At 40.6% G+C, this 16,795-nt stretch carries 12 protein-coding genes; 11 read left to right on the top strand and 1 reads right to left on the bottom strand.

The genetic code is table 11. The annotated features are described in order from the left end of the window. Positions 1-101 precede the first annotated feature (101 nt). The 6 genes from E4O01_RS12625 (at position 102) to pcp (ending at position 7,419) form a co-directional block, all read left to right on the top strand. On the top strand, positions 102-1,424 hold the full coding sequence (locus tag E4O01_RS12625) for a hypothetical protein (protein ID WP_253692535.1): 1,323 nt from the start codon (positions 102-104) through the stop codon (positions 1,422-1,424). 129 nt (positions 1,425-1,553) lie between these two features. Further along, entirely contained in the window at positions 1,554-3,362 is a 1,809-nt protein-coding gene (locus tag E4O01_RS12620; protein ID WP_371819576.1) for an ABC transporter permease, read from the top strand. Next, entirely contained in the window at positions 3,362-5,017 is a 1,656-nt protein-coding gene (locus E4O01_RS12615) for an ATP-binding cassette domain-containing protein (protein WP_253692533.1), read from the top strand. Before E4O01_RS12620 ends, E4O01_RS12615 begins: the two co-directional genes overlap by 1 nt. Positions 5,018-5,085: 68 nt before the next feature. Further along, positions 5,086-5,760 (top strand): DUF969 domain-containing protein, encoded by a 675-nt coding sequence (locus tag E4O01_RS12610; protein ID WP_253692532.1) that lies wholly within the window; start codon positions 5,086-5,088, stop codon positions 5,758-5,760. Continuing rightward, positions 5,753-6,751 (top strand): DUF979 domain-containing protein, encoded by a 999-nt coding sequence (locus E4O01_RS12605; RefSeq protein ID WP_253692531.1) that lies wholly within the window; start codon positions 5,753-5,755, stop codon positions 6,749-6,751. The genes E4O01_RS12610 and E4O01_RS12605 overlap by 8 nt, the downstream gene beginning before the upstream one ends. Before the next feature lie 14 nt (positions 6,752-6,765). Continuing rightward, entirely contained in the window at positions 6,766-7,419 is a 654-nt protein-coding gene (pcp, locus tag E4O01_RS12600; protein ID WP_253677662.1) for a pyroglutamyl-peptidase I, read from the top strand. An 88-nt stretch (positions 7,420-7,507) separates the two neighbouring features. On the opposite strand, the gene E4O01_RS12595 is transcribed toward pcp, so the two are convergent. Then, positions 7,508-8,773, bottom strand: a complete 1,266-nt coding sequence (locus tag E4O01_RS12595; RefSeq protein ID WP_253692530.1) for a leucine-rich repeat domain-containing protein — start codon at positions 8,771-8,773, stop codon at positions 7,508-7,510. 201 nt (positions 8,774-8,974) lie between these two features. Between E4O01_RS12595 and E4O01_RS12590 the strand changes: the two genes are divergently transcribed. The 5 genes from E4O01_RS12590 (at position 8,975) to E4O01_RS12570 (ending at position 16,681) form a co-directional block, all read left to right on the top strand. Next, complete coding sequence (locus tag E4O01_RS12590; RefSeq protein WP_253692529.1) at positions 8,975-10,465, top strand: lipoprotein 17-related variable surface protein; 1,491 nt, start codon at positions 8,975-8,977, stop codon at positions 10,463-10,465. An 18-nt stretch (positions 10,466-10,483) separates the two neighbouring features. After that, positions 10,484-12,049 carry a transglutaminase domain-containing protein gene (locus E4O01_RS12585; protein WP_253692528.1) on the top strand — a complete coding sequence of 522 codons (1,566 nt, stop codon included), beginning with the start codon at positions 10,484-10,486 and terminating at the stop codon, positions 12,047-12,049. Positions 12,050-12,069: 20 nt separating this feature from the next. Next, positions 12,070-13,041 (top strand): InlB B-repeat-containing protein, encoded by a 972-nt coding sequence (locus E4O01_RS12580; protein WP_253692527.1) that lies wholly within the window; start codon positions 12,070-12,072, stop codon positions 13,039-13,041. 12 nt (positions 13,042-13,053) lie between these two features. After that, positions 13,054-14,964, top strand: coding sequence for an IdeS/Mac family cysteine endopeptidase (locus E4O01_RS12575; protein WP_253692526.1), 1,911 nt, complete (start codon positions 13,054-13,056; stop codon positions 14,962-14,964). Between the two features lie 73 nt (positions 14,965-15,037). Then, entirely contained in the window at positions 15,038-16,681 is a 1,644-nt protein-coding gene (locus E4O01_RS12570; protein WP_253692525.1) for an IdeS/Mac family cysteine endopeptidase, read from the top strand. Positions 16,682-16,795: the final 114 nt, after the last annotated feature.

Genomic DNA, 16,795 nt, shown 5'->3' with positions numbered 1-16,795 from the left:
TATTAATTTTAATTTTTTTGTTCTTTTTAGCTTTATGGTTTTGGTACTTGTGCATTTAAACAATCTATAATATAATTATGAGGATATATAGGAGATTTTACATGAAAAAAATCATATCACTGTTAACAATTGCTGTTTTGCTTGTAATTTCAAGTTGCGGCGGTAAATCGGAAAAGAACAATGCTGTTCTTAAAGTTATAAAAGAAGCAGAAGGCATGACCCTTGATCAGCTTTTTGAAAAGGCATATCAAGAGTCAAACGGAAAGGTTCTAAAGGGATTGGGGAACTCAAGCCGAGGTAAAACAGCGGGAGAAACCTTTGTTGAGGCTATAAAGGCAAAATATCCCGACTATACAGGAAAGATCGATTGGTCCCAGCCTAAGAACAATACTATTTTTGATCAGCTTACAAACGATAACAAAAACGTTAAGCCCGAATTTTCTATGACTCTTATCCAGGATGGAGCCCAGATTAAGTCTAAGATGATTGATACGGGTATTTTGCATAACTTTGTTCCTAAAGAGTGGAAAGAGTCTAAAGGAACCGACATGAAAGAAAACGGAAATCCTTTGGCCTTGCAGACCTTGAACAAGGTTTTTATGTATAATAATGTAGATGCTTCAAATAAGTTTTTAAATGTATGGGATTTTGTAAAGGAAGGCCAAAGTCCCTTATTTATGGGTTTGGAATCAGAGCCTATCGGAAAAAACTTTTTGCTCATGCTTACTCACGAAAAATACTCAAAGGTTGTAAAAGCCGCCTATGATGCTTTGCCTGAAACGGACAAGGCTTATTTTAAACCAACTGTAGACAGCTTGGAAAAAAAGGCAAAAGAACTCGGTTTAAACGAAAACGGAAAATATGCTCTCAGCTGGATTAAGCACTTCGTTTCTCAGTTTAACTTAAAAACCGATGACGGCCCCATCAGTGTAGACTTGGTAAAAAAATCTTCCAAAGATCAAACAGGTTTATTGGTTTATTCCAAACTGCGCTCTATTAAAGAGACTGATGAATCTTCAGTAAACAATATCACTGTTGCTGCTTATCAGGACGGATATAAGGGCTTCGGCGGTTATGCTTATAAGCACTATTTGCAGGTATTAAACAATGCTCCTCTTCCTTGGACAGCATGTGCATTTATCGCATATATGGTAACTACAAAAGAAGGCTTCCATCCTTGGGGAAAGGACATGGGCGGATACAGCTCGAACCCTGCTATCAACCAAGATCACAGCATGGACGGATATGTCGAAGAAGAAGTAAAAGGCGAAATCAAAAAGATAAATAAATTCCCTGCTAAAAACGACAGGGGTTATGACTGGTGGACAGGAGAAGGGAAAGGCGGCTTAATTGTCGAAGATCCCGTATACTGTGCAAGCGTAACCTTTACCGTAGGTGAATGGATCAGCTCTTTAAGAAACTAAAATATTATTAAGAAATTAAGCTGAATTTATAAAGCCTCTAAAAACTATTGTCAAGTTTTTAGAGGCTTAGATTTTATAAGAATATTGCGTAAATGTTTTAGTTATAGTATAATCCAATAAAGATAATGTGTGGAGGAGATTTTGACTAAGACAAATCCGGTATTTTTAAATCAAAGTAAGGATTTTTTTAGAAAGCCTCAAAACCTTATATTGCTTATATTCGGTGTTGTGCTTTCTGTAACAACTATAGCTCCGATAGTAACTATTCTTTTAGATACAATTACGGTTCATCCGGGTACAATCGATGCTATGTATGGACCGGATGGCTTTACCGTTTTTAACTGGAAGGATATTTTTACCGGTTCTCTTTCATTGAGAAATTTTTGGAGCCCGCTTACAAACACCTTGCTGCTTGCCGTATTCAGCTGCATTGGGGCTATCTTAATAGGCGGTGTTTTTGCATATTTGATTACGCGTACAAATATAAAATGCAAAAAATATCTGAATATCGTTTTTATTTTTCCGTATATAATGCCTCAGTGGACCTTGGCTCTTACATGGATGAACCTTTTTAAGAGCACGGCCGTTACGGGAGGCTCTAACGGAATTCTTGCAGAGCTCTTCGGTATTACAATGCCTGCATGGTGGGCAGAAGGCCTTTTCCCTTCTATCGTTGTTTTGTCCCTGCACTATGCAGCCTTTGCCTATATCTTAATAGGCGGCATATTTAAGAATATGGATTCCAATCTGGAAGAAGCTGCCTTGATTTTAAACACCTCAAAATCAAAGATATTCCGCAAAGTAACTCTTCCCTTATTAAGACCTGCAATCCTATCGACTATCTTGCTCGTATTCGGAAGCGCTATGGGAAGCTATCCCGTTCCTCACTATTTAAAATTGACAACCCTTTCCACTAAATACATAGACTTAAAGGTTGTAAGGACGGGACAGGCGAGTATTATCGGCGTAGTGATGATGGTCTTCGGAATTTTAATATTGATTACAAACAGACTCAGTATGAAGTCCCGAAAAAACTATACCACAATTACAGGCAAAAGCGGACAGGTCAGCAAGGTCAATGTAGGAAAAATAGGACAATATTTAATTCCTACAATCTTAATTATCTTTACCTTATTTACAGGAATATATCCTGTTATTTCCTTTGCCTTTGAAACCTTTTTACCCAATCCGGGAGACTACAGTTTTTTTAGAACCGGGGACTTTGCAAATCTTACCTTAAAATGGTGGACCCATCACTCTGCAGAAGATGTCGGTATGTACGGCCAATTCGGTATTTTATATAACCGCGCCTTTTGGATGAGCTTTAGAGGAACCATACTCGTTGCCGTTTCTTGTGCATTCCTTGCAGGAACAATAGGGCTTTTAATAGGCTATGCAGTAAGCAAGCACAGAAGAAACAAATTTGCAAACTATGTAAACGATATAGCCTTCTTGCCATACCTTTTGCCTTCTCTCGCTGTAGGTATAGCCTTCTTTATCTTCGGGTCGATGATGGGCATCTATGATACATTTTTGCTTTTGGTAATAGTCGGAACAATTAAGTATATACCCTTTTCTTCAAGGAGTTCCCTTAACTCGATGCTTCAAATCAGCAACGAGATAGAAGAATCGGCTTTGATACAGGATACGCCTTGGCATAAGCGCATGACAAGGATAATAATTCCTATTCAAAAGACGGCGATTTTAAGCGGCTATCTTTTACCCTTTATAACCTGTGTCAGGGAGCTAAGCTTATTTATGCTCTTGTGTAGTCAGTCAAAGATAAGCACAACCATGTTGGACTATTATGACGAAATGGGCTTATATGCCTTTTCAAGTGCAATCAACTTAATTTTAATTATATTTATTTTGGCCGTCAACTTCGGATTGAACAAACTTACAAAGGCCGGAATTGATTCGGGACTAGGAGGAAGATAATGCCTGAGATAATTTTACAAAACCTCACAAAAAGATGGGGAAAATTTTACGGAACGGATAATTTAAATCTAACCATAGAAAATAATTCGTTTATTACCTTGTTGGGGCCTTCAGGCTGCGGCAAAACAACAACACTTAGAATGATTGCCGGTCTTGAAACGCCGACAAGCGGAAAGATAATCATTGATGGAGAAACCGTTTTTGACAGCGAGCAAGGTATAAACATTCCCGCAAATAAAAGAAAGGTCGGCTTTTTGTTTCAAAACTATGCCCTCTGGCCGAATATGACTGTTTATGAAAACATAAGTTTCGGTTTAAAAAATATCAAAGAAGAAATGCCCCTATGCGATTTTGAAATTAAAAGAATAGACGATTTAAAAAAGATTTTAAGTGAAAGCGAAAAACTTATCGAAATTATTTCCGATTCTCAAGTTAAGGATAAAAAGGCCGGTAAAAAGCCGGACGAAAAAATTGCCTTAATTAAAATTATTGATGGTTTTATCGTCTCGGAGTATACGGCAAAAACCGTTTTGTCTTACGGGCTTGAAAAGCTTGATAATCGGGAAGAAAAAATAAAGGCAATAACTGCCGGCTTGGATGAAAAAAGAGCTGCTCTTTTGGATAGGCATAAAAAGAACGGAGTTTCAGTAAATGCAAATTATGTGCTTGTAGATTCAAATGGTGAAGTTGTAAAGAAAGTGCGTAAACTCGAAAACGAAGAAATAGACTTGATAGTCCGCCGAGTTTCCCGCATCGTAAAAATCGGAATGTTTATGGATAGGTATCCTAACGAGCTTTCAGGCGGACAGCAGCAGAGGGTTGCCATTGCCCGAACATTGGCTCCCGGGCCTAAGGTTCTTTTTATGGATGAGCCCCTTTCAAACCTCGATGCAAAGCTGCGTCTTGAAATGCGCAGTGAATTGCAGCGCCTCCATTTGGACACAAAATCGACCTTTATCTATGTTACTCATGATCAGCTTGAAGCTATGACCTTGGCGACAAAGATATGCTTGATGGATAACGGCCTTTTGCAGCAATATGATGCCCCCTTGGATATCTATGAAAAACCTGTAAACCTTTTTACGGCAGACTTTATCGGTAACCCCTCTATAAATTTTGTAGAAGCCGTAGGCGAGTCTAGTGAAGACGGAGATTTTAATTTAACTTGTTTAGAAGGTTTAAAATTTAAATTTAAACCTGCACAAAAAATCGATTATAAAGAATGGCTTTTAAAAACGGAAGCTGAAATTAAAAAAGAAAGGGAAGAAGAAGCCGAGCGTACAAAAAACGCCGAAAAAGAAAATAAGATTGTGCCCTTTAAATATCACATTGCAAAGGCTAACGAGACGGAAATTGATTTAAATGCTCAAGCCCGATCGGAAAATGACTTTGTTCTCGGTATTCGGCCTGAGTTTATTAAAATACATGAGAATGGAAAACTGGAAGGATCTATATACAGCTCGATGCCCACAGGTATGGAAACTACGGTTAAGATTAAGATAGGGAATCTTATTTTGACAGGAGTTGTCTTTTTAAACATAACCTATAAAATCGGAGAAAAAATAAACTTCGATATTGAAAGCGACAGAATTATGATCTTTTCGGGACTTAATCAGAGGTTGATTTCTTTGGGTGCGATGGAAAAAGAGATTTAAATTTCGTAATAGACAAGACGTCCTATTAGTGATAAAATACTCAAGATAAATTATACAAGGAGATGCATATGAACTATTTGGTTTTAATAGGCGTTGTTATTATCATCGCCGGTTTTATTTTAAAGCTCGATGTAGTTGCAGTTGTTTTAATTTCGGGACTTGTAACAGGCCTAATAGCAAAAATGGGTTTTGTTGAAGTTCTCGATGCAATTGGAACAGGTTTTGTAAACAACAGATATATGAGTTTGTTTTTTGTTTCTTTCCCCGTAATTGCAATTATGGAGCGTTATGGTTTAAAAGAGCGTGCTGCAGACTTTATTAAAAAAATTAAGGGTGCAAGTGCGGGTATGGTTATTTGGCTTTACATTCTTATAAGGACAATTGCTTCGGCTTTTTCGATCAGGTTGGGCGGTCATGTTCAATTTATCAGACCCTTAATCCTCCCGATGGCTGAAGGTGCGGCTCAAAAACATATAAAGCTTACCGAAGACGACATCGAAAAAATTAAGGGTCTTGCGGGAGCTTCCGAAAACTACGGAAACTTTTTCGGTCAAAATATTTTCCCCGTTGCATCCGGTGTTCTTTTAATTACCGGCACTCTAAAAGAACAAGGGTTTGATATCAGCAATACTGATGTAGCTAAGTATTCAATTTTTGCAGGAGTTGTAATGGTTCTTATCGCCCTTGTTCAATGCTGGCTCTTTGAAAAAAATCTTAGAAAAGGAGAGAAGGCAGATGTTTAATTTTATCCATAATAATACAATGGTAATAGATGAAATTGTTTACGGTCTTTGCGGGCTTGTTTCGATTATTACAGCAGTAATTTCTTTAAAAGATAAAAAGAACCCAATCGGAACATTCTTGTTTTGGGGAATCTTAGGGCTTTTGTTTATGTTCGGTAAGGTAATCGTTCTTAATGTTCCTTACGGCGGCGCCATTATAGGCGGCTTACTCTTTGTGTTGGGAGGATTTACTCTTACAAAAAAGGTAAAAGTTGCAGATATCGCTTCTGCAACAAAAGAAGAAATTGCCGAAAATTCAAAAAAGGTCGGCAATAAAATTTTTATTCCTGCCGTTTTGATCGGTGTTGTTGCCATGTTATTAGCTCAAATGAAGAGCTTTAAAATTTCGCTTGGAACAAATGCTGCCGGAAAAGAAATTATATTCGGTTTTTCAACGGCACAAGTTGTAGGTTTGGCTTCGATAGTTTCCCTTATTTTTGCAATAATTTTAACTAAACCTAAAATGAAGGATACAATAAACGATACTTCAAAAATGTTAATGCAGGTAGGCTCTTCAAGCTTGCTTCCTCAGCTGCTCGGTGTTTTGGGTGCAATTTTTGCAACAGCAGGTATCGGTAAAATCATCGGTCACTTTGCAAGCGGTATTGTTCCGCAAGGTGTTCCGGTCTTGGGCGTTATAGCTTATTGTCTTGGAATGGTAATCTTTACAATGATTATGGGAAACGCTTTTGCCGCTTTTACCGTTATCACAATCGGTGTAGGTGTTCCCTTTGTAATTGCTCAAGGCGGTAATCCTGCCGTTGTAGGAGCTTTAGGTATGACTTGCGGTTATTGCGGTACAGTTTTAACGCCCATGGCTGCAAACTTTAACATTGTTCCGGCGGCAATTTTGGAAACTAAAAATAAATACACATTGATTAAGGCTCAAGCTCTTATGTCTTTTGCTTTGATTATTGTTCACATTATTTTGATGTTGACTCTTGCCTTTTAATTAGGAGTGATATAATGAAGATTTTAGTTACCGGGTTTGATCCTTTCGGCGGGGAAAAGGTAAATCCCGCCCTCGAAACGATTAAGCTCCTTCCCAATCAAATCTTGGGAGCACAAATTATCAAGCTGGAAATTCCGACCGTTATCGGAAAATCCGTAGCAAAGATAAAAGAAATGATTGAAAAAGAAAATCCCGATGTTGTTTTAAGTATCGGTCAAGCCGGAAACCGTGCAGATATTTCGGTAGAAAGAATCGGTATAAATATTGACGACTGCCGAATTCCCGACAATGAAGGCAATCAGCCGATTGATGAGCCTGTTGTAAAAGACGGCCCTGCTGCCTACTTTGTTACTTTACCGATTAAGGCCATTGTCGAGAAGGTAAAGGCAGGCAAAATACCTGCTTCAATATCGAATACGGCAGGGACATTTATCTGCAACCATGTCTGCTATGGTGTTGCTCATATTGCAGCCGCAAGAACAGCCCAAGGCAAGCCGATGAAAAGCGGCTTTATTCATATTCCGTTTTTGCCCGAACAGGCTGTCGGAAAGCCTGCAACAACTCCCTCGATGAGCCTTGAGATGATTGTAAGGGGAATCGAACTTGCAATAGAAGCCATTGTCGAAAACGATGCCGATATAAAGGTTTCGGGCGGCAAAATTTGCTAAAGTTAAAAGCTTTAAAAGCGTTGTTCTAACTTATAATAAAACCGCCGATTAGGGTTAAATACCTTAATCGGCGGTTTTGTATTGATTTTTATATTTCTTCTCCCGGTTCCGTATCGGTTTTTTTGTACAATTTCCATTTATGTCCCTTTGCCGTGTTTACCGCAGCCAGTAAGTCGGCAGGCTGTGTAAAATCGGTTATATTGCCGGTTTCACCTTCTTTTTTGCACAGCACAATCTTCCCTTCAGTTACGGCGGAAGTTCTATCCGGCAGGGCATTTAAAAGCGTTTTTACGGCTTGCGCATCTAATTTGTTATTGTAGCATTCAATTTCATGAAGCACTGCCGCGGCACCGGAAATATCGATGCCGGTAAGTTCGTTGGTGTCGCACAGCAGGGTTTGCAGCTTTGTAAGATTACTTGCATTCAAGTTTGGAAGTTTATTATCATAACAGTTTATGCTTGATAATTCGGGACAATTTTGTACATTGAGCTGTGTCAATTCGTTGCTGCTGCAATTTAAAGTATCGAGTTTAGGTAAATTCCCGGCATCCAAGGTTTGCAGTTTATTTTGTGAACATTTGAGGTTCTCCAAAACACTACAGCCCGTTACGGTAAGCTGAGAAAGATTATTTTTGCTGCAGTCCAACTCTTTGAGTTTGGATAGATTATCCGCAGTTAAGGCGGTCAGTTTGCTGCCGCTGCAATCGAGGTCCTCCAAGTTTATACAGCCTGTTACGGTAAGCTGTGTAAGACGGGGATTTTCGCGGCAGTTGGCTTTTCTCAAATGTGTTAAATTAGTAAGATTAAGCGATGTTAAGTTATTTTTTCCGCATTCAAGGCTTACCAGTTCTTTGCAGGATTGGGTATCAAAGTCCGTAAGCCTGTTCTCGGTACAAGTTACGTGCGTCAACTTTGCTTCGGTGTGCACTTTGAGGGTGTCCAGCAGATTTTTATTGCAGGTTAAGCTTGTAAGCGTTTTACATCCTGAGGCATTAATGCGCATGATTTTTTGGTCGATGCAGGTAAATTCGGTAAGCTGTCCCCCGGTAGCGGGTTTTATAATAAGAACTCTGCCGTTTACCGTTACGGTATCGGTGTTGTTAGATGTAATGTTCGATTTGTCCGCTCCTTCAAGTACAATATTTGAAGAGCCGGAAGCCTTTACCGTAAGCTCTATCGTTTTTTTATGCTTACTTACTACCAGCGAAATACCGCCTTCGACATAGGGTGCGGAAGGAACGGAATCCTGTGAGCCGGAGGTTATGTCAGGGTAGGCTCTCTTATTATGGGGACAGGCGGTGTACAGCATAAGAATAAATATGCTTATAACTGTATATTTTGCAATATTTTTCATAATTTAATCTCCTATAAATATCAAAGGTTTTGGTTAGAATAAATTTTTTAGCTTAATTTACAACAATTGTAATTATCTACAATAACATTATATATCTAAAAAATAATAAAATCAAGAGAAAATTATTAATATTCTTGTAACTAAATTCGCTCTCTGTTTGTTAATGTCTGGTTAAAATGATATATTTATGTTAGGAGTTTTATGAAAACAATATTAAACAATATAATGGCAGCTGCTATAATATGTTGCATTTTTTTATTTGCGGGATGCCCTAATTCGGCAATACCGAAAACTGATATAAACTCAAATGCACCGCTTAATCCGCAAATACAGCCGGGCGAAATTTCGGAACAGGATATTATGAGCGCCTTTGCTTTAACAAAGGGAAATATAACCGCCTCCGATGCGGCGGCAAAAATCGGTACGAATGCACCTTCTGCAAGTGTTGCAGGGCTGACCTTTTCAGGAAACACGGTTACTGCCTACGATGATAAAGCCGGAACCTTTACCGTAAAGGTAAAGGGCACAAAAGATGGAAAGCCCTTTGAAAAAGAATTAACCTTTACAGGCTTTACCCATCCGTATGCAGGTACGGAACTCGGTTCTTTGCACTATTTGTCGGGTAATATCTTTGTATTTGACAAGGCAATAGAAAAAAATATGCCGCTTGATACATTTATTGCCGATGCCAATGCGGCTCAGGGTGAGGGGTTCGTTTCCTTTTCGTACTCTTTGAGCGCAGGCAGTAAGACGGTTGTATCGGGAAAACACTCCGAATATGAACTTACCGCCCTCCTGACAAAAGTGCATGGCGATAAAGTAAAAATAATGGCGGATTATAAGATTATATATAAAAAGCTTTCGGGCGGGAATAAAAGCGTTGAATACGGACCTGTTTCTACAAAAACGGCAAAAGAGAGCGAATCTTATTTTACCCAAGATGACGTACTTAAATACGTATTCGGCAAAACAAACGGCAACTTTGTAAAAGTCGATACAAATAAATTTGCTTCATATTATTATGCGATGTCCAAATTTTCGAATAGCAGTGCCGTACAGTTCGATATGACGCAAATTCAAAAATATGTTGATTTGTACCGCATAAAAGACGCCGGTGAACACCTTGCAGTTAATATCCAAGCCGGTATAAATAACCCGAAAAACGGCGGTATTGAAGCAAACGATCTTACGGGGGAGTTGACCGTCAATTATTGTATTGCAACCGCAGACCAGTTAAGCGATCAAAACGGCATTAAACACAGCAGACCGGTTATTAAAAAGGGGTTTCAAAAAATACAAACGGATGCTGATATAAGAAGCCATTTTATTTTTACCGTTATTTTGTCTCCCCGTAACGAGGATAGTAAAGAAAAATGGAAGAATAAATCTTTACAAAATGCCCGTTTATTCCATGTTAATGAAATTTATATGCCTATCGGTGTTTTGATCAATCCCTTGCCGGAACCCGGTTCAACTGCCAATCCGTATTATTTATCTGTTTGCGATCCGGGGAACGACTTGCTCGGTTCGGGTAATTACGGTCTGTCAAAGGATACCAATAACCGCGACATATATATTAAAAATATTTCGCTTAATAAAACAGCCGGAAATAATGACCTAAAGGTGAGTATGGAGTTGTGCGGCGGGACTGTCGAAATGACAACACGGCCTTTTTTAGGATATAATCCGTAATTGCAAAGGAGTTTTTATTTGAAATACGGAGACAAAAAGTACGGTAACATAAAAACATATAAGCGGTTTATCGCGTGCGCGGGAATCTTTATCGGAGGGCTTTTGCTTTGCAGCTGTCCTGCGGGAATAGACAAGCACCGTGAACCGCATTTTTCTCATAAAAAAAGCGTGCCGCCCCTCGCGGAAAATAGAGAAATCCTTCCCCGCCCTGAAAGCGGAACGCCTCCTGCAAAACCCCCTTTTACGGGTACGGAAGAAGAGCGTAAAAAAATCATCTTTGAGCGTATGCTGAATGCCGTGCTCCGCTTTGAAACGGACGCGGATGTAAGCGAATTCGCTATCGGCTGCGGCAGGGAAAATGAAGAACATAAGGCCTTGTATAATGAATTTTTAAGGCGGTATCCGTTTGTGTTTCACATAGTCGAAGACGGCGGTATCGCTTATAATTACAACCCGCACAACGAAAACGAACTTACCAAATATCGTTTTGATTATAAGGTGTATCCGCACTCGCTTGAACGGTACTTCGCCCGGCTTGAAGCGGGTATCGAAGCCTTTTACGGGCATTTGCGCGAACCGATGACCGATGCCGAAATAGCCTATACGCTGCATAATGCGCTTGCCGAAAAAACCGAATATAACGACGGAATGCATTCGGCGGACACCTTAGGAGCTTTGATAGACGGTAAGGCGATTTGTCAAGGCTACAGCCTTGCGTACAGAAGACTTTTACGCGGAATAGGCATTGAAAGCGATTTTGTAGACGGCCCTTCCCCGAACGATCCTCAAGGACATATGTGGAACAAGGTGCAAATAGACGGCAATTGGTATAATTCGGATCTGACATGGGACGATAACGCCGAAGCATCGGAAAAGGCGCGTTCATATTCGTTCGGAACATATTTTTTAACTTCGGACACTATGTTTTACGGTGTTCTCGGTCATCTTCGTCCGGGAGCGCAGTCTTACACCCAAGCGTGTACCGACACAAAATACGATTCCGACGCGGGAATTTTCAGACGCGGCAATGAAAAAACACCCCCGCTTTATCACGAAGGTTTTTGGTACTGGCTTTCTCATACCGATAAAACAATATACAAAAGCCGCTTTGACGGAAGTGAAAAGACCGCTCTGTATACATTGAACAATAAGCTAAACAATTATGCATACAAACGGCTGGAACTCGGAAAAAGCGGCTTGTATTTTATCAATACCGATCCCGCACAGCCTAAAAAAGACTATATTTACAGTATCGGCTACAGCGGGGGCAATGTACAAAAACATGCGGAAATCCTTTTTGACCAAGTGCTGGCAAATACATCTTTGGTAGGGGAAGACGATAAACTCACCGTTAAAAGAGGAAAAAACGCTTTACGCGGAGAACTTATGCTTTCAAAAATGAAAGACGCATACTATCACGGTAATGAAGATTATTTTACGCCCCAAGCCGAAAACCGCAAAAAATTTACCGAAACCATAAAAAAAGCGGAAAAACTGGTAAATCAGGCGGATGTATCCGATAATGAAGCGGAAGACCTATATAATATACTGCGCGATATGCGTAAAAATTATAGCTATAAATAATATTTTAAGGAGATTTTAATATGAAAAAAATTAAAACACAGCTAATAGGTGCGGGAGTTTTACTTTCAGTTTTATTTTTTTTAACGGGCTGTCCCAATGAGTCAAAGCCTTCTACACCGCCCAAGCAATACACAGTCAAATTTGAAGCGGGTGCAGGCGGAACTCTCACGGCAAAAACCGGCGGCGGCAATTCAATTACAAGCGGAGAGCAAATATATGAAGGAACAAAAATTATTTTTACCGCAAATCCCGATTCGGGGAAAAAGGTTGATAAATGGGAAGGTTTAACCGCCGCTGCCGGTACAAAAACGGTAACGCTTACCGTAACGGGCAACGCCGATGTAAAGGTCAGTTTTAAGGAAGCTCAAAAATATACGATAACTTTTAGTGCCGACCCCTCGGCGGGAGGTACCGTTACCGCAAAGAGAAAGGACAACGGGGACCCCATTCACAGCGGAAGTCAAGTATACGAAGGAACGGAAATTATGTTTACCGCAACTCCGTCGACAGCCGGTGACGGCTATTATATATTGAGGTGGACAGGTAAAGGTTTAAAAGTATCACCCGATAAACAAACCGCCGAGCTGACCGTAAAAAATAACACTGAAATTAAAGTAAAGTTTTTAGAACATCTTGTTGAAAATGTTAACTGGGATGCTGAAGGACAACTGGAAGATATAAACGGAAATAAAAAAGATTTCCGGCTGGTAATAAATGACGGTGGCAAGTATTTCAGTTTTTTTGATAAAGTTGCGGGAACCTCTGTATTTGCAAACATGGATTATGATGAAAATAGCAAAACTGTGCAGTTACTAAATCCGTTTGGAAAAGGTTCTATTACGTTTATTTCGATGCCGCAGACACTTCCCGCCGAATGGGAGATATCTCTTAGCGGAGTGGAGATAAAAGGAACAGGCACTAGTCACATATTAAAACTTAAAGACGGTACTGTAAAAGTAAACGTTACCTTTAGTGATAATACTATACGTTAAACGGATTATACTATGAAACAATATACAAAAAAACATATATCAGGTGTTCGGCTTTTTTTGAACCTTTTCGGGGTGTCCGCCCTTATTTCGGTTTTAGCACTCGGATGTTCCGCCCCTATAAAGCCGGAGCCGTTAAAAGTCCGGCATGCGGTACAATTCGGAGTTGAAGGCGGAGGCGGGCAGCTTCAGGCGGCTATTGACGGAAAAAGCATTGCATCCGGTGCAAAAGCCGAAAACGGCACAACCGCCGTTTTTACCGCTCAGCCGCGTGAAGGCTACGTGGTTGCAGGCTGGAACGTTACGGGCGGTGTAATAGTCTCGGGAAGAAACGAGGGCGATTTAACCGCGGCGGTAAAACTTACTTCCGATACGTCGGTAAAGGTATCGTTTAAACAAAGGCCCGCTTCGGGACAACCGCCGGTATCTTCCGGTCAAGGTACGGTTCCCGTAAGCAATATAACTTTTAAGGGAAAAGATACGCAAGACGGTACGGAATTTGCGATAACGTATTCTATGAATCTTGAACTGAATAAACCGTATCGGCTTATCCCCGTTTTCGACCCGCCCGATGCTTCGGACAAAAACCTGCAATACGAGGTAAAAAAAGGCGATATTTCCGTTAGCCCCGAAGGAATTATTACGGTAAACGGCATCGGAAGTGCCGAAATCGCGGCGAGAGCGTCAAACGGACGCGAGTACACTATGTACTTTAACATTAAAGACGATTATACCTTTACGGTTGAAGGTAAAAAGGAAATAAAACACAGCCGCGATGCTTTTACCGAAACGCTTGTTATTGAAAAAAAATACAACAGCACCAAGTACGTGCTGACGGTTAATCCTCCCGAACCTTGGCTGACTGTGGAAAAATCAGGCGAAAATACAAAAAAAGAAACGCTTACGCTCCGCATCGCCGAAAATAAAGCGCCCGTACCCAGAATGGTTTCGCTGACTGTTTCAAAAATAGAATCGGCTAGACGAGGAAAGCAACAACAAAAAAAAGCCGTACACACGCTGAACATTACCCAAACGCCGAACCTCGTTGACCCCAAGCTTATTACAAAGTGGGTGCACGGCATTACACCTCCGGCGGAAGGCGAAATTAAAACCGAAACGGGAACTGATGTGCGTTACCGCAAATGGGAAGAAACCGCACATACCACATGGTTTAATGCCCGCAAGCTCCGCTACACGCAAAACTATCGTTCGGTTACGGATGCCAATATGTGCTGGGCAATGTCTACCTCCGACCTTTTACATTGGTGGATGCGGGAAAACAAAGACAACCTTGAACGCTATATGCGAAAAAAAGGAATTACATCCGGTAAAGCCGAATATTTATATTACACGGGCGAATACAAGGGCGGTTTAGGCGATATAGGCGAAAAAGATAAAAGCAGCATTGCAAATGTATTCCGCCAGGGGTACGCCGATATCGGCTTACAGTTACACACCGCCGTTAATTGGTATTTGCGCGGCGCTTCCAACGGTTTGCAAAAGATTCCTCCGCCCGGTATTGTGCAAGACGTATTTACGGGACAGGAAGATTTAAACAAGCTGATAGAAGTCCGTTACGCGCATAACAAAAAAGAGTTTGAAGATATGATAAATGGTGCTTTAAATGACGGACATGCTATTGCCGTTGTTATAAAACCGAAAACCAATATTATCGATCCGCTGCATGTCGTTACCGTTTGGGGCGTTGTTTTTGACGAAGACGATAACATCGTTGAACTGTGGACTTCCGATTCCAATGACAGAAACTCGCATATTGTAAAATTCGGCGTATATTATCCTGATGGAATACCGCATAAAATAAACTATGCTGCTCCGAACGATAAGGGAGACACCCGCATTGAAGAAGTAGCTGTTATGAAATCGGCAAAAAAAGAATTTAAAGCATGGCTGGATGCCGGGAACTGAAAATTGTGAGTTTTTAGAAACACAATGTCCGCACGCTGATAATGCGCTGCGGATATATTTTAAGGAGATTTAAATGAATAAAAAACGGATATTATATGCAGGTTTATTCGGTGCTCTTACGGCGCTCATTGTACTTCTTGCCGGCTGTCCGAATAGTCTCGCAAAAACAAACCCTTCCGGCGGCGGTACTGTCAAACCGCACTCGGGACAGGGACAAAACCCGGACAATTCCGGGCAGCCCGCTCCGTTTATACCGAAGTATGTTCCGGTAACTGAAGTTGTTCTTCACGATGTAAATGATGAACTTATCGAAGAAGATACTACTTTACCGGTTAAGTTGGGGGAACAGTTTCAGCTGAAACCCGTTATTAAACCGGAAAATGCGACAAATAAAGAAGTAGAATACAAGTATGAGGAAAATCTGGTTTCAGTTACGGAAGACGGTCTTGTTACAGGCAAGAAAAAGGGACCCGCAACCGTTAATGTTTGGGTCGACGGTAAAAAACGTACTTCTATCGGTTTCCAGATAAAGGACGATTCCTCCGTTACGTTCGATAAAACGGAAATAAAAACGGACTATCAAACTGAATCGGCTTCAGCGGTTATTACAAAAAAAACTACGCACTCGAAATATTTTTACAGTCTTAGATATGCCGACGGAAAGGGCGATTGGGTAGAGCATACATCCGTTTCGGCAGGGAATATTGATACAATTACCGTAAAGCTTAAAGAAAACAAATCGCTATTTGAGCGAAGGGCGTATCTTGTGTTTAAAACCGATAACACTGATAAGGCAAAACTCATTCGGGAAATACCGATTATTCAAAAAGCTCATCCCAAACCCGTACTTACAACAAAGTGGATACATGGCATAACGGAACCTTTAGACGGCGATCTCAAACCTGAAGCGGCGGCAAGCCCTCTATACCGCAAATGGGAAGAAACTGCAAGCACAAAATGGTTTAATGCACGGAAGCTGTGCTACACGGAAAAATTTAAAGCGGTTCAGGATAATCAGATGTGCTGGGCAATGTCAACCGCCGACTTAATTCACTGGTGGATGAGGGAAAATAAAGATAACCTTGCCCGCTACGTGCAAAAAAAAGGCATAATAGCCGGTACGGAGGAATATAAAATATATGCAGGCGAATACAAAGGCGGTTCCGGTGATGCAGGTGAAGGTGAGAAAAGCAGCGTTGCAAACGTATTCAGAAAGAGTTTTCCCAATACGGGAGCCGATTTAAATACCGCAGTTAATTGGTATTTACGCGGCAATACCAGCCCTCTCCAGAAAGAGGCTCCCCCCGGTATTGTAAAGGACGTATTCGGCGGACAAGACGATTTAACAAAACTTATTATAAGCAGGGCGGTCAAGACCAAAGCAGAGTTTGAACAGATGATAAAAGAAGCTCTTAAAGAAGGGCACGCAATCGCCGTTATCATCAAACCGGTAAAGAACGTTCTTGATCCGCTTCATGTTGTTACTGTCTGGGGCGTTGTTTTTGATGAAGACAATAACATCGTTGAACTGTGGAATTCCGATTCAAATGATGCATATTCTCATATCGTAAAATTCGGTGTACATTATCCGGGCGGAGTTCCGCATAAGATAAATTACGGTGCCAAAAACGATAAGGGCGATACCCGCATTGAAGAAGTAATTATCATGAAATCGGCAAAAAAAGAATTTGAAGAATGGCTGGATGCTCATCCGTAAGATGTGCAATAGTTATATATTTTATAGAGGGAATTTCTAAAACATCAAATCTATCGGCTTGTCTGTGAGCAAATGATTTGTAGTATTTGCTAAAACGTATTTACTAACCGGCTG

Origin of the sequence: Treponema sp. OMZ 790 (assembly GCF_024181285.1) — a bacterium.
Taxonomy (GTDB): Bacteria; Spirochaetota; Spirochaetia; order Treponematales; family Treponemataceae; genus Treponema_B.
The sequence above is the reverse complement of the archived record's forward strand: the minus strand, read 5'-3'. Positions and strand labels throughout refer to the sequence as shown.

Excerpts from the sequence above, each read along its gene's own strand:
- E4O01_RS12610 (WP_253692532.1), top strand. The coding sequence starts at position 5,086 with ATGAACTATTTGGTTTTAATAGGCGTTGTTATTATCATCGCCGGTTTT.
- E4O01_RS12580 (WP_253692527.1), top strand. The coding sequence starts at position 12,070 with ATGAAAAAAATTAAAACACAGCTAATAGGTGCGGGAGTTTTACTTTCA.
- E4O01_RS12605 (WP_253692531.1), top strand. The coding sequence starts at position 5,753 with ATGTTTAATTTTATCCATAATAATACAATGGTAATAGATGAAATTGTT.
- E4O01_RS12595 (WP_253692530.1), bottom strand. The coding sequence starts at position 8,773 with ATGAAAAATATTGCAAAATATACAGTTATAAGCATATTTATTCTTATG.
- E4O01_RS12625 (WP_253692535.1), top strand. The coding sequence starts at position 102 with ATGAAAAAAATCATATCACTGTTAACAATTGCTGTTTTGCTTGTAATT.
- E4O01_RS12570 (WP_253692525.1), top strand. The coding sequence starts at position 15,038 with ATGAATAAAAAACGGATATTATATGCAGGTTTATTCGGTGCTCTTACG.
- E4O01_RS12575 (WP_253692526.1), top strand. The coding sequence starts at position 13,054 with ATGAAACAATATACAAAAAAACATATATCAGGTGTTCGGCTTTTTTTG.
- pcp (WP_253677662.1), top strand. The coding sequence starts at position 6,766 with ATGAAGATTTTAGTTACCGGGTTTGATCCTTTCGGCGGGGAAAAGGTA.
- E4O01_RS12615 (WP_253692533.1), top strand. The coding sequence starts at position 3,362 with ATGCCTGAGATAATTTTACAAAACCTCACAAAAAGATGGGGAAAATTT.
- E4O01_RS12590 (WP_253692529.1), top strand. The coding sequence starts at position 8,975 with ATGAAAACAATATTAAACAATATAATGGCAGCTGCTATAATATGTTGC.